The organism is Nocardia sp. NPDC004168 (assembly GCF_040610355.1).
Taxonomy (GTDB): domain Bacteria; phylum Actinomycetota; class Actinomycetes; order Mycobacteriales; family Mycobacteriaceae; genus Nocardia; species Nocardia sichangensis.
Genome location: NZ_JBEXME010000006.1, coordinates 257576 through 271170, shown reverse-complemented (window position 1 = coordinate 271170; position 13595 = coordinate 257576). Strand labels below are relative to the sequence as shown.

General features: G+C 68.4%; 14 protein-coding genes. 7 read left to right on the top strand and 7 right to left on the bottom strand.

Annotation, left to right across the window (positions count from 1 at the left end; genetic code table 11):
• The first annotated feature begins 41 nt into the window (after window positions 1-41).
• The gene (locus ABZW96_RS15050; protein WP_355074840.1) at window positions 42-260 is read left to right on the top strand and encodes an MbtH family protein; all 219 of its coding nucleotides are present in this window, start codon (window positions 42-44) and stop codon (window positions 258-260) included.
• Window positions 261-331: 71 nt separating this feature from the next.
• On the opposite strand, the gene ABZW96_RS15045 is transcribed toward ABZW96_RS15050, so the two are convergent.
• Window positions 332-1855: a hypothetical protein gene (locus ABZW96_RS15045; RefSeq protein ID WP_355074838.1), complete on the bottom strand. Its 1524-nt coding sequence runs from the start codon at window positions 1853-1855 to the stop codon at window positions 332-334.
• 79 nt (window positions 1856-1934) lie between these two features.
• Here ABZW96_RS15045 and ABZW96_RS15040 point away from each other — a divergent pair, with 79 nt between their 5' ends.
• The 3 genes from ABZW96_RS15040 (at window position 1935) to ABZW96_RS15030 (ending at window position 3441) form a co-directional block, all read left to right on the top strand.
• Complete coding sequence (locus ABZW96_RS15040) at window positions 1935-2123, top strand: hypothetical protein (RefSeq protein WP_355074836.1); 189 nt, start codon at window positions 1935-1937, stop codon at window positions 2121-2123.
• Window positions 2124-2129: 6 nt separating this feature from the next.
• Window positions 2130-2396 carry a hypothetical protein gene (locus ABZW96_RS15035; RefSeq protein ID WP_355074834.1) on the top strand — a complete coding sequence of 89 codons (267 nt, stop codon included), beginning with the start codon at window positions 2130-2132 and terminating at the stop codon, window positions 2394-2396.
• Between the two features lie 616 nt (window positions 2397-3012).
• Window positions 3013-3441 (top strand): hypothetical protein, encoded by a 429-nt coding sequence (locus tag ABZW96_RS15030; protein ID WP_355074832.1) that lies wholly within the window; start codon window positions 3013-3015, stop codon window positions 3439-3441.
• A gap of 200 nt (window positions 3442-3641) precedes the next feature.
• On the opposite strand, the gene ABZW96_RS15025 is transcribed toward ABZW96_RS15030, so the two are convergent.
• From ABZW96_RS15025 to ABZW96_RS15010, 4 genes are all read right to left on the bottom strand, one after another.
• Window positions 3642-4529, bottom strand: a complete 888-nt coding sequence (locus ABZW96_RS15025; RefSeq protein ID WP_355074830.1) for an aldo/keto reductase — start codon at window positions 4527-4529, stop codon at window positions 3642-3644.
• 494 nt (window positions 4530-5023) lie between these two features.
• Window positions 5024-6268: a helix-turn-helix domain-containing protein gene (locus ABZW96_RS15020; protein WP_355074828.1), complete on the bottom strand. Its 1245-nt coding sequence runs from the start codon at window positions 6266-6268 to the stop codon at window positions 5024-5026.
• Window positions 6269-6417: 149 nt separating this feature from the next.
• Entirely contained in the window at window positions 6418-7659 is a 1242-nt protein-coding gene (locus ABZW96_RS15015; protein WP_355074826.1) for a TetR family transcriptional regulator, read from the bottom strand.
• A 278-nt stretch (window positions 7660-7937) separates the two neighbouring features.
• Window positions 7938-9284: a cytochrome P450 gene (locus ABZW96_RS15010; RefSeq protein WP_355074824.1), complete on the bottom strand. Its 1347-nt coding sequence runs from the start codon at window positions 9282-9284 to the stop codon at window positions 7938-7940.
• A gap of 169 nt (window positions 9285-9453) precedes the next feature.
• On the opposite strand from ABZW96_RS15010, the gene ABZW96_RS15005 reads away from it, so the two are divergent.
• From ABZW96_RS15005 to ABZW96_RS14995, 3 genes are all read left to right on the top strand, one after another.
• Entirely contained in the window at window positions 9454-9636 is a 183-nt protein-coding gene (locus ABZW96_RS15005; RefSeq protein ID WP_355074823.1) for a hypothetical protein, read from the top strand.
• A 359-nt stretch (window positions 9637-9995) separates the two neighbouring features.
• Complete coding sequence (locus ABZW96_RS15000; RefSeq protein WP_355074821.1) at window positions 9996-10205, top strand: type II toxin-antitoxin system VapB family antitoxin; 210 nt, start codon at window positions 9996-9998, stop codon at window positions 10203-10205.
• Entirely contained in the window at window positions 10202-10636 is a 435-nt protein-coding gene (locus tag ABZW96_RS14995; protein WP_355074819.1) for a PIN domain nuclease, read from the top strand. Before ABZW96_RS15000 ends, ABZW96_RS14995 begins: the two co-directional genes overlap by 4 nt.
• 54 nt (window positions 10637-10690) lie before the next feature.
• On the opposite strand, the gene ABZW96_RS14990 is transcribed toward ABZW96_RS14995, so the two are convergent.
• Window positions 10691-12640, bottom strand: a complete 1950-nt coding sequence (locus ABZW96_RS14990) for an acetoacetate--CoA ligase (RefSeq protein WP_355074817.1) — start codon at window positions 12638-12640, stop codon at window positions 10691-10693.
• A gap of 31 nt (window positions 12641-12671) precedes the next feature.
• A complete protein-coding gene (locus ABZW96_RS14985; RefSeq protein WP_355074815.1) occupies window positions 12672-13484 on the bottom strand; it encodes a CoA ester lyase in 813 nt (270 codons plus the stop codon).
• Between the last annotated feature and the right edge of the window lie 111 nt (window positions 13485-13595).

The window sequence follows — 13595 nt, the reverse complement described above, 5'->3', positions numbered from 1 at the left end:
ACCCCCCCAACCTGATCTGACCAGGAAGAAGGAAATCCGAAATGACCAACCCGTTCGACGACGACAACGCCAAGTTCTACGTCCTGATCAACCAGGAGGGCGAACACTCCCTATGGCCGGTCTTCGCCGCCGTTCCCGGCGGCTGGTCCATCGCCTACGGCGCCGCCAACCGCAAGTCCTGCCTGGAGTACGTCGAGACGCACTGGGTGGACATGCGTCCCAAGTCGCTCATCGAAGCCATGTCCACCGAGGCGAACTGACCACCTGAATACGCGGGGCGCGCCGGTCCACATCCCCCTGCCGACCGGTGCGCCCCGCCTCGTCTCCAGGCTCAGACCTCGGCGTGCGCCGCGTCGATCACCGCGTGCGCGTGCTGCCGCCATTCCGCGACGGCTCTGGTGCGCAGGCCGCCGAGCGCCGAGTCGAACTGTTTCGCGCGCTTGGTGACCGTGAGCCCCACGTAGGTGTGCGCGTTCGTGATGGCGCTGGTCGCCACCGCGCAGGCCTCCTCGACCTCGCCCGAGGCCAGCAGCGCCGTGGCGTGCTCGAAGCGGACCAAGGCGGGCTCCATGGTCTCCGACGGGTCGTACAACGCCATCGCGCGGGCGGCCGCCACGGCGGTCTCCTCGGCGCGGCCGAGCCGGGAATATCCGATCGCCTGATAAAAAGCGAGTTTCTCCGGGCGGAAAGAAAAAATACCGACCGAAAGGTCTTCGGACCCGACGTCTTCCAAAGCCGATGCCGATCGTGCGATACACCGCGCGAATTCATCGGCGTGCCCGAGACTGGCGTGCGCACGCGCCGCCATTCCCCACAACCATGCGGCGGCCGGGCCGTAAGACGGATTTTCTTGCAAGCGGCCGTCGAGTAACTGCAAAACTTCCTTCGGTTTATCGCTATACGTCGGCAAATACGCGAGCCCGGCCAGGGCGATGTCCTCCGAATAACGGTCGCCGATGTCCTGCGCGGCGTGGATCGCGGTGGCATACCACATGCGCGCCTGACCGAAATGCCCTTCGTTGAAGAGGATCTCGCCCACCACGTTCGCCAGCCGTCCGGCCGTGCGCACCAATCGGACCTGCTGATGGGTGGGCTGCCGTTCGCCGAGACAGCCACGTACCAGCCGGAATTGCTCGAGCCCCGTCTGCAACAGCTCGTGGGGCGGAACCTGCACCACCCGCGTGCCCAGGACCTCGGCCGACTGCTCCAGGAACGCCAGTCGCCGTTCGCTGATCGACCCCGCGTCGAGGGTTGCCAGCATCCGCTCCGGTTCGCTCGCCACCAGGTCCGCCGCCTGGCCTGCCATGCCCGCGCCGATGCAGGCCAGCAGTTCTCGCCTTCTCACGTCGTCTTCCTCGACTTCCTTGTCGAGCCCGATTTCCCTACCGAGCTTGGTGTGCCTTTCGGGCGCCGAATCGGCGCGTTCGTAGTCGGGGGCCGGCTCCTGGCGCGTGGTGATCGCGCGCTCGAATCGTTCGGCGACGACGGAATCGACGCCCGACAAGACCCTGTCCAGGAGACGCTGGCTAGCGGCGTGCATCCGGGTTGTCCGGCCGTTCTCCCACAGGACCACGGTGCGCGGTGTGACGCCCACCAGACGCGCGAATTCGTAACGGCTTCGCTTCATCGCCGTGCGAAGCGCATGTACAGCTTCGCCCGTCCAGTCGACCTCCACCATAGGTCTCTCTTCCTCGCTCCAGGCCGCTACAAACGGAAAGTACTCGCAATTACCGCATTCGGGTCTGTTATCTACCGAATCGCAACGCGCACTGTTGAATCGCACCCGGCATCGGGGGTCCGCCCAAACCCTGTCGAGGGCGCCCGTTGTCCGGAACCCGGCGCACGGTCCCGACACGGCCCGATCCATCCGTGTCGAGCGCGGCTCCGGCGGCGCCTTCTCGGTGCCGGGTGCACTGCGCTTATGGAGGTGAACGATGGACGTGTTGCACTCGGATGTCCGAGAGCTGTGGTTGATTCAGAGCCGCGACTGCTCGCAGGAACCGCTCGGCCTGACCTATGACCGCGCGCGGTTCCTGTGCGCCGTCCACGCCGGGCACGGCGCGCACTGCAGGCAATACCTAACCGCGTCGGCGTTCTGTTCCCGGCAGGCCGCCGACCAGTGAGCGGCCGTGAATCCGCTGCTGAGCATGCTCGGCGCGTGCACCTTGCTGGTGGCCGCGATCGTCGGCGTCGGCTCCTGCCTGCCGCACGGCGGCGCGGAGGACGCGCACCGACCGCCCGATGAGCCGTTCACCGTCGAGCAGGCGCACCGCGTGATGCAGGGCCACCGCCCCTGCCGCGCCGACGCCTGCCCCCGCAAACAAGCGGCCTTCCGCACCTTGGTCGCATCCGGCCGCGTCGTCCCCGACAGCAGGGCCGACGGATACTCGCGCTGACCGACTGTCAGCGCACCGAACTCGTTGCCGGCAGCGCGATCCGCCCGCCAACGACGTTCATCCCCTGCACGGGACTACGGCGAGGGAGCCCCGGCAGCGCCGAAGTCCTCGTACCCCGTACGACGGGGTACGAGGACTTCCCGGTGCCCGCGGAACCGAGTCGATGTCGGAGGGGTACATCGACCTGAGCGAGTGGCATACGGCCGCGGCGAACCCGAGTGACCCTCGGTGAGGTGCCACTCCCGGTGTCAGTCGATTTCTGGCGGCCGTCCCCATCGCTGCTCGTACTGTTGCGGCGACATGAATTCCAAGCCCGTCGTAGTATCCGCGTGGTGGCTCCGTGCCGCGTGGCAATCGCCATCACACCCAGGGTCGCAGCAGTTGTCACCGGAGCCCGCAGGGAACTCGACATCTCCCATGGAATCAACGATATCCGCAAGGGACGCTAATCGGCGGGAGTGCGACCCACCGCAGCCTCGCCGGGGGATCGAGCACGGCGTGAGTAGGCTTCCGGCACGTGAGGTTCGGTCCGATAGCGGTCACTGCGTTGGCCGTGGTGGTGATCGCTGCGTGTTCGGCCGACAGGGGCCCGATCTCGGCGAGGGAGGAGAACGCGATGCTGTTGCCCGACGGCGATTCCCTGTTCATCAGAACGTATTTCGCCGACGACGCCGCCTGGTCCGAAACTTTGGATGCCGCGCTGCAGCCGTGGGACCTCGGTGACGGGATACTCGCCTATGCGGATATCACGCCGGTCGATGACCGTCGCTTCGAAGGTCTGACGGTGGAGAAGTTGGAAGAAATCGCTCCAGCGCCACCGCCCTACTACCTCTTCCTGGCGGACAAGCGAACGATGACCGATCCCGAACGCCCGATACTCGTCGTGGATACGAGCCGGGGCAACACGGACGTCGTCGGTTTCCAGACCTTCCGCGTGGTGCCCACCGAAATGCCTGCCGTGGAGAACAACCTGTCGCTGTCGAACATGGACTTCGAGGACTTCTCCGAAAACGTCGACGCCGACGGGGTGTTTCGCGGCTTCTGATGCGGGCCGTTATGTGCCACTCGCGGGGCCGGTCGATATCTGGTGGCCGTCCCCATCGCTGCTCGTATTGCCGCGGCGTCATGAATACCCAGCCCGCCACGACAGCCAGGGCGCATGAGTCATGACCGGGTGAAGTCGCGGTCGCGTCGGCCGCCGCCTGAGCACCCCGCCGTGGGGCGCTCAGCCGACAGCCGCGGCGGTCAGTTTCCGGTCGACCTGGCGGCGTCCGACAGTTCCTCGAATTCCTTGTCCGTCAGCTCGATTCGCGCGGCGGCGATGTTCTCCTCGACGTGCGCGACGCTGGAGGTGCCCGGGATCGGCAGCATGACGGGGGAGCGGCGCAGCAGCCAGGCCAGGGCGAGTTGGGCGGGGGTCGCGCCGTGCTCGGCGGAGATGGCCGCCAGCGGACCGCCGGGGGCGGCGAGTTCTCCTGTGGCGATGGGGAACCATGGGATGAAGCCGATGTTCTCCTGCTCGGCGTAGTTCAGCACGTCCTCGTCGGCGCGGTTGGCGAGGTTGTACAGGTTCTGCACCGAGACGATGGTGGCGAGTTCGCGCACCTGGCGCAGCTGTTCGACGGTCACCTGCGAGAGGCCGATGTGCCGGATCTTGCCCTCCTGCTGGAGTGCGACCAGCTCGCCGATCTGGTCGGCCAGCGGCACCTGCGAGTCGATGCGATGCAGCTGGTACAGATCGATCCGGTCGACGCCGAGATGGCGCAGGCTCAGTTCCGCTTGCTGGCGCAGGTATTCGGGCCGCGCGACCGGGCGCCACTCGTTCGGACCCTGCCGCGTGAGACCGGCCTTGGTGGCGATGACCAGGCCCTCCGGATACGGGTGCAGGGCCTTGCGGATCAGTTTCTCGCTGACGAACGGACCGTAGGAGTCGGCGGTATCGATGAAGTTCACGCCGAGCTCCACCGCCCGGCGCAGCACCCGTACCGCCTCGTCCGGGTCCTTGGGGTCACCCCAGACGCCGGGGCCGGTCAACTGCATCGCGCCGTATCCCAGCCGATGCACCGGAAGATCGCCGCCGATGGCAAAGGTTCCGGATGCCGCGGCGGGTTGCGCGTCGAGATCTGTGCTCATGAGAATCTTCTTTCCGAAGTCGGAGACTGCGCCGATGCCCTGCGAATGTCGCGCCGGGACCGGACGCGGGCCTTTCTACCGCAACAGCATTGCCCCGAGGCCGATTCCGCCCCGGCGTTCGCCGGTGGCGTAAACCGGCCGTGCCCTCGAACTGGCCCAGGACCCGCGCCCGATGTCCGGCCTATCGGCAACGCCCACGTAGTCGGCACGGATCCCACCGTACTCGGACTCGGGAATCGAGCACCCCGAGCGACCAGCCCCCGAACGAAAGCTTCCGCCCCGATTCCGCCGGTACAGTGCGCGCCGACTCTCGCGCTCGGCCGACTCGGCGATACTCGTGCCATCGAGTGGCACCTCGCCGCGGTGGCCACCCACGATTCGCCGCGGCCGTGTGCCCACTCGCGAACGAAGGCGTCGAGCCGGTTCGCCGGTCGGTCGGCCGCCGTTACCGGACCGACGGTGCGCTGTCGCCCACGACCGTGGGCCATCCCGCGCTACGGCGTCAGGTGGCCGAAGAGGATCGCCTGCATCAGGCGCACCACGCGCCGGGGGGAGCAGGCCGGGTCGGTGGAGCCGAAGCGTTCGCCCAGGTCGACGACCAGGGCGAAGGCGGCGTGCACGAGCAGCCGCGCTTCGGCGGCGGACAACTCGGGCCGCACGCCGCCCAGCAGTTTGGCCCATTCCTCGACGTTGAGTCGCTGGATGTTGCGCAGCACCGTGCGCTCCTCCGGCGGCACGTTGCTGATTTCGGCGTAGTAGACGAAGGTCAGCTCCCGCTCGGCGAACGAGCCGGCCACATACAACTCGATCAGGGTGTCGAGCGCTTGCTGGGGCGTCTCGGCCGCGGAGACGGCGGGCCCGATGGCGGCCGACACCCGGTCCGCGGCCCGGCGGAACGCCGCCGTGAGGATGTCGCCCTTGCCGCGGTAGAACCGGTACACCGCCGAGGATGCGGGCAGTCCGGCGGCGTTGGCGATGTCCTCCACGCTGACGTTCGGGTACCCGCGCTGATGGAACAGCTCCACCGCGCGCGTCAGCAGCAATTCGTGTTTGAAGGTGAGCGGGATCTCGGTCGCGGTGAAGTTCTCGGCCTCGGCGCTGCCGGGCGGCGGCAGCTCGCACGCGGCGAGTGCGTGGCAGGCCGCGGTGAGCCGCGCGGTGAGCGTCCGCACCGGGATCGACACATGGTGATCACCGATGCTGCTGAGCACGCTCAGTTCCGCCGCGGCCAGCACGGCGCGATCGGCCTTCGACAGCGCGGGCCTGGTCTCGGCGAGCAGTGCGGTGAGCGTCGCGTTCACGCCCGCGAGCTGATCGGCCAGCGTGTCCGCGTCGTCTTCCTCCAGGTAGCGCCGCTGCCAGCGCAACAGCGCCGCGCTGCGCCGGTTGACGATGGCGGCCTCGATCAAGGCGTCGAGCACCCGCGCGAGCCGCTGCTCGGCGGACAGGTCCGTGGCTTCGGGCAGCCGGACCGCTTCGGCGCTGACCGCGCCCAACCGCAACACTTCCTCGCGGAACAGCGCGTATTTGCTCGGATAGTGGCGATACAGCGCCGCGGAGCTGATGTCGAGCCGAGAGGCGATGTCGTCCATGCTGACGCCGTGGTAGCCGAGCGCCCCGAACGCCTCGGCCGACGCCGCCGCGATCTGGGCGCGGCGGTCACGTGGTCGGCGCCGGATCACGCGTGCCGGTGTCCCGTCGGCCGCCTTGTCCGCGGCATGGCGGTCCTGGGCACCCATGCCGCGATGGTAGCCCAACACAACGTTCGGTACAGCGACGCTACCCGCTCCCGGGAAGAAATGAATGGTAGATCACAAAAATCTGGTGATCCGCCTTCAATCTCCCACAATGCGCCGATCGAAGCGAGAATCTCTGCTAACTTACCTGACTATCGCGCGGGCCGTCCGAAGAGCACCAGCTGCATCAGCAAGCGCACCCGGTCCTGGGCGGCCAGCGGTTCGTTGCCGAAGGCGCGGCCCAGGTCGACGACCACCGCGAAAGCCGCGTGGACGAGGATGCGCGCCTCCGCCGGAGCGAGCTCCGGACGCACCTCGCGCAGCAGCCGGGCCCACTCCTCGACGCTGAGTCGCTGGATATTGCGTAGCACCGTGCGGTCCTCGGTGGGGACATGCTGGAACTCGGTGTAGTACACGAAGGTGAGGGCGCGTTCGGCGAACGATCCGGCGACGTATTGCGTGATCAACGCGGTGAGCGCGTCCTCGGAATCACCGGCCGCCGCCACGGCCGGGCCGACCGCGCCGGAAACCCGTTCGGCGGCACGGCGGAACGCGGCGGCCAGGATGTCGCTCTTGCCGCGGTAGAAGCGATACACCGCCGAGGCCGCCGAAAGCCCTGCGGCGGTGGCGATGTCCTCCACGCTGACGTTGGGGTAGCCGCGTTCGTGGAACAGCTCGACCGCTTTGCGCAGCAGCAGTTCGTGTTTGAACGAATCCGGGATCTCCACCACCGCGACCGGCTCGACCGCGCGCGTCGCGGGCAGCTTCGCGTGGGCGACCGACCAGCACGCCGAATGCAGCAGGCGGGCAAGGGGTTTCGCCGGGAGAGCGGCGTGATGGTCGGCGATGCTGGTGATCGTGCTGAGCAAGGCGGCGCGCAGCACGCGCACGTCCTCCTCGATGAGTTCCGGGCGCAGCGCGGCCAGCTGGCTGCCCAGCGCGCCGAGTACCGTGGCCTGCTGGTCGTTGAGCGTGGTCTGGTCGTCGGGCTCGAGGTATCTGACTTCCCAGCGCACCAGCGTGACGGTGGGGCGGTTATCGATGGTGACCGCGATGAGCGCGTCGAGCACGTGCCGCAGCCGCTGTTCGGCGGGCCAGTCGGCCGCCTCCTCGGGCAGCTCGACCGATTCGGTCATCGCCTGGCCGACGCGCAGCAGTTCTTCCCGGAACAGCGCGTATTTGCTCGGGTAGTGGCGGTACAGCGCCGCGGAGCTGATGCCGAGCCCGGAGGCGATGTCGTCCATGCTGACGCCGTGGTAGCCGAGCGCGCCGAACGCGGCGGCCGACGCGGCGGCGATCTGGGCACGGCGGTTCTTCGGTCTGCGCCGGATCTCGCGAGGTGCCGAGTCGCCGCTGCTCGCCTTCCGCGCCGTACGGCGATTGTCGACACTCATGACGAACATCGTAACGACCTGGCCGTATGGCCGGGCTGGCCGTGCCACGGGATACGGCTCCCGGGGATGAGCGGCCCCCGGGAGCTGTACCTGTTCTCCGGTGCGCGCCGGCATGCGACGAGGCGGGATGTGCGCGCCGGTGCGTCCGGAAGTCGACAGCCGGACTCGGCCGAAGCGCGGGGCACGATGCGAGCCGTGCCGGGACTAGCTGTCGAACAGAGACAAACTTACACGAATATAAATCCAGTACAAGTGCTGATCGAACACAGAATCATTGTTCACATACTGGTTGACCGCCGGTCGACCACCACCCGCGCCCGGCCGCGCGGCACCGTGGTGATGTTGCGGATCTTGCCGCGCTCGGGCGCGCTGCCCGCCGGGAGCGAAAGCGTGTCGCGGACGAGGATTTCGCGCAGCACCGTGGTGCCCTCGAGCAGTGAGAACCCCGCGCCGATGCATCGCCGCACACCGCCGCCGAACGGCAGCCAGGTGTTCGGCGCCACTTCGCCGTCGAGGAAGCGGGCCGGGCGGAACACGGCGACGTCGGGGTAGGCCTCGGTACGGCGGTGTGCGAGGACGATCGACGTGGCGACCACGGTGCCCGCGGGCAGCCGCTGTCCGCCGATCGTCATGTCCCTGGTCAGTTTTCGATTGGTGCCGGAGATGACGGTGTGCAACCGCATGGCCTCCTTGAGCACCGCGTCCAGGTATCGGTCGTCGCCGGTGCGCGCGGCCTCCGAGGCCTGCCGCTGGATCTCGGGGTCGGCGGCGAGTTCGTAGAGTGCCCAGGACAGCGCCGAGGCGGTGGTCTCGTGCCCGGCCAGCAGTAGCGTGATGAGCTGGTCGCGCAGTTCGGCATCGGTGAGCGGCGCGTCGCCGTCGCCCGCGCCGACCTCGAGCAGGCGTGACAGCACGTCGGTGCGCCCGGCCAGATCGGTCGCCCGCCGCCGCTCGGCGATCTCCGCGTAGAGCAAGGCGTCCACCGCGGCCAGGTTCTCGGCGAAGCTCTTCCATGGGCCGACCCGCCGCAATCGGTCGTTCTTCAAACCCAGGAAGACCAGCGGATTCAGGTGGACGATCCGATTCAGGCGCGGGTTCAGCTCGGCCCTGGTCCGCTCGTCGGTGACGCCGAAGACCACCCGCGTGATCACCTCGAGGGTGAGCGCGTTCATACGGTCCAGCATGCGCACGGTGGATCCGGGCGCCCAACCGCCGATCTCCGCGGCCGCGATCTCGGAGATCAGCGCTCGGTAGCCGCGCAGCGCGGCGCCGTTGAACGCGGGCATGAGCAGCCTGCGCGCCCGCGCGTGCTCGGCCTCGTCGGTCAGCAGCAGCGAGTGCGGGCCCATGATCGCACCGAGGATCTGGTTGCCCTCGCCCGCGTGCAGGTCGTGCGGATCGCCCGCGAAGATCTCCTTGATGTGCTCGGGGCGGGAGTACACCACGACGCGGTCGGCGAACGGCGGGATCCGGAGGGTGAAGACGTCACCGTAGCGGCGCGCCATCGCGGTGAGGAACCGGGCCCGGTCCCGCTGGAACAACGCGCTCTGCACGAGCGGCGGCAGCGCGGGCCCAGGCGGAAAACCCGCGGGCTCCGTGCGTTCTCGGACGTCCTGTGCGGCCACGATGCCACCTCCACGCGCATGTCGAACCGGCTGTCGCCTCCACGCTAGGAGAAACCCGGACGCCGGTCCATGCCCGATGCCCGCCGCTCGCGTACCCCGGCTCACCATCCAATACTCCGTTTGTCCGAAACCGCTTGTACCGGTACGTCTTTCTGGTAAGGAGTTCGTCATGGCGTTGGCTTTGCGCCCGGTGGACCCCATCCCGGTGCTCGGCGCCGTGGTCGCCGCGGTACGGCGGATCACGGCGCGCTATCGGCTCACCCCGCAGGAGAAGCGCAACCTGGAAGCCGCCCGCGGCGCGCGGGCGGCGGTCTTCACCGCGTCCATCGGCGGGCGCGGCTACCACCGATAAAATCTTGCGCCGCAGCCGAACTCGCGACGCACAGCACACAGCCGCGCCCGTTCTGGATCGCGGCGCCCGATTCGCGCGCTCCCGGCACTGCGTCCGGCAACTGATCGGGATCGGCCGCAGCCGAAGTCGGGAGCGCCCTCAGCCGCGCCCGCCGGGCCGGATCGTGCCGTACCAGTCGAGCAGCTCCGGGTTGTCCACGGCGCTGCGTTCGACGACGCGGGTCGGGTCGGGGGAGGTGGAATAGTCTCTTGATCGGAACCTCGGGCTTCTCGCCGGTGCGGGATGTCGGGTCGTGGCCGCCTCCGACGGTGGATATCCGGTATTGCTGTGAAGGTTTATCCGGGCATATCCTTATATATATGAAGACGATGATCGATCTGAACGACGAAGCCCTGGCCCTGGCTGCCAAGGAGCTGGGAACCACCACCAAGAAAGACACGGTGAACGCGGCGCTGGAATTCGTTGCCGAACGGCGACGCCGGATCGAACAGGTCTTGACCGACCCGTACGGGTTCGGGGTCGGCCCCGATATCGGTGAGGCCGAGATCATGCGCGAGGCTCGCCGTTGAGCGAGGCCACTCCGCTTCGACTGCATCTCGTCGACACCTCCGCGAGCGCCAGACTCGGGCACGAGCCGGTGCGCGCGGTGATCGCCGGGCTGATCGCCGATCGTGCGGCCGCGACATGCGTCACGGTGGATCTGGAAGCCGGTTACTCCGGGCGAAACCTCGCCGACGTGCAGAACATCGCACAGCGCCGTCGCGCTCTATACGTCAACCTGCCGATCAATGAGTCGATCGCCGATCGTGCGCGAGAAGTCCAGCAATTGATGGCACGCAAAGGTCACCACCGAGCGGCGGGGATAGTGGACCTGCTCACCGCGGCCGTCGCCGAGTTCCACGGGGCAGTACTGGTCCACTACGACGCGGATTTCGAACATATCGCCGCGGTGACGAGGCAGCCCCAAGTCTGGGTCGCGCCGCAGGGCAGCCTCAACTGAGTCAATCGCGTCACGCGTGAAACACACTGCATCGCAGCGAGGCCAGCGGCGGCCTCAGCCCTGCCCGCCGGGCCGGATCGTGCCGTACCAGTCGAGCAGGTCCGGGTTGTCCACGGCGCTGCGTTCGACGACGCGGGTCGGGTCGGCGCCCTGGAACAGCTTCTTGATCGGTACCTCGAGCTTCTTCCCGGTGCGGGTGTGCGGGATGCCGGGGGCCAGGATGATCTCGTCGGGCACGTGGCGGGGGGATACCTCGGTGCGGATGGTGCTGTTGACGCGCGCTTTCAGCTCGTCGGTGAGTTCCGCGCCGGGCGCGAGGGTCACGAACAGCGGCATCCAGTATCCGCCGTCGGGCTGCTCGGCGCCGATCACCAGCGCTTCGGCGATCTCCGGGAGCCGTTCGACGGATTGGTAGATGTCGGCGCTGCCCATCCGGATGCCGTGCCGGTTGAGCGTGGAGTCCGACCGCCCGTGCACGACCACGCTGTGGTGGTCGGTGATGGTGATCCAGTCGCCGTGCCGCCACACGCCGGGGAACATGTCGAAATACGCGTCGTGATAACGCTTCCCGTCCTCGTCGCGCCAGAAGGAGACCGGCATGGACGGCATCGGCGCGGTGATGACGAGCTCGCCGACTTCGCCGCGCACCGGCTGCCCCGCCGGGTCGTAGGCGTCCAGCGCGACGCCGAGGAAGGGCGCCGACAGCTCACCCGGCCACACGGGCACGGTGCGCGCGCCCCCGATGAACGCGGACACCACGTCGGTGCCGCCGCTGATCGAGGACACCTGGACGTGCTCGCCGACGTTCTCGCCCAGCCACAGCGCCGAGGAGGTGGGCAGCGAGGAGCCGGTGATGCCGACGGTGCGCAGGGCCGACAGGTCGTGCTCGGTGCGCGGCACCGAGCCAGCTTTGATGCAGGCCAGCACATAGCCGGGGCTGGCGCCGAGCACGGTGGCGCCGACCTCGGCGGCGATCCGCCACAGCGCGTCGGGGGTCGGCGCGGTAGGGCTGCCGTCGTAGGTGACGATGGTCGCCCCGGCCAGCAGGCCCGCGATCTGGAAGTTCCACATCATCCAGCTCGGGCTGGTGTACCAGAAGAAGGTGTCCTCGGGTCCGATGTCGGATTGCAGGGCAACGGCTTTGAGGTGTTCGAGCAGCACGCCGCCGTGGCCGTGCACGATGCCCTTGGGCAGGCCGGTGGTGCCGGAGGAGAACACGATCCACAGCGGATGGTCGAAATCCACCGACTCCGTGGTGATCACCGGAGGCAGCCCGTCGGTGGTGGTCACCGCCTCGTCCCACGAGGTCGCGTCCGGCACGTCCAGCCCGAGCCGGGAGACCGCGATCGTGCCCTTCAGCGAGTCCAGGCCGGCACGCAACGCGGCGATGTCGTCGCGCTTGTCGTGCGCCTTGCCGCCGAAGCGGTAGCCGTCGGCGGTGACCAGGACGGTCGGCTCCAGTTGCCCGAGACGGTCCAGCGCGGCTTTCGGCGAGTAGTCCTGTCCGCAGGCGCTCCAGATCGCGCCGATGCTCGCGGTGGCCAGGAACGCGATCACCGCTTCCGGGATGTTCGGCAGATACCCGGCCACCCGGTCGCCGGGCCGCACACCCAGCGACCGCAGCGTCTGTGCGAAAGCGGCGGTGTGGTCGATCAGTTCGGCCCAGGACACCTCGCGGATCGGAGCGTCCTCACTGACCGCCTTGATCGCGGGCCGGTCGGTGCGCAGCTGCCGGATCACCTGGTCCACATAGTTCAACCGGGTGCCGGGGAACCACTGCGCGCCCGGCATCTCCGCGCTCGCCAACACTTCGCCCGCGATGTCACCGAGTTCGAAGTAGTCCCACAGCGCGTGCCAGAATCCGGCGAGATCGTCGACCGACCACTGCCACAGCGCGTGATAGTCGGTCGCGTGCACACCGGTGCGTTCCGCGACGAATCGGGCGAAGTCGGTGATCCTCGCCTCGGCGATGTCTTCTTCGGTCGGCACCCATTGTGGTTGCATCGCGGTCCTCTCGACTGGGGAAACTCTGCGTTCAGGCGCGGTCGGCGCGCCGCACGATCTGCTCGGCGTGCCGGAACACGGGGCCATCGACCATCCTGCCCTCGAAGGCGAAGACACCGCGGTGGTTCGGCGCTTCCGCCAGCACTCGGCGGGCCCAGGTGAGCTCTGCTTCCGAGGGCGCATAGGCGGCGCGCAGCACCGGCACCTGGCTCGGGTGGATCGCCACCTTGGCGTCGAAACCCACCGAGACCGCGTCCTCGGTCTCGGCCCGCAGCCCGTCCAGATCGCCAATGTCCAGGTACACCGAGTCGAGCGCGAACTTGCCGTACGCCTTGGCGGCCAGCAGCGCGGTGGAGCGGACGTGGCGGGCCACGTCGCGATAGCCGCCGCCGGCATGCCTGCTCGCCGTGCCGCCGAGCCCGGCGACCAGATCCTCCGCCCCCCACATGACGCCGATCGCGTTGCGCGCCGTCATCGCCGCGCCGACGGTGAGCGCGCCGAGCGGCGACTCGATCAGCGCGATCACCGCGTAGTCCGCCAGCGCGGTGACCTGTTCGGCGGACTCGCATTTCGGCAGCATGAGCCTGCGGTAGGCGGCGTCGGCGAGTGCCGCCAGATCGAGCGCGTGGTCCTCGGTACCCGCCGCGTTGACGCGCACCACCGTGGTCGCCGGATCGAGCGGTGTATCCAGCAGCGCCTTGCGCGCCGCCGCTTTGTCGTGCGCGGCGACGCCGTCCTCGAGGTCGACAATCACGACGTCGGCCGCAGCCGCCGCCTTCGCGAAGCGCTCGGGACGATCGGCCGGGCAGAACAACCAGGCCGGACCTGCCATCTGCCAATTCATGCGGCATCGCCTCCGGCATGAGCGCGACCCTGCCGACTCCGGGCCGAACCGCTCATGCTGTGTCGGATGTGGATACCCACGGAGCCCGGTGTAGTGCCGCTGTGCTGCCTC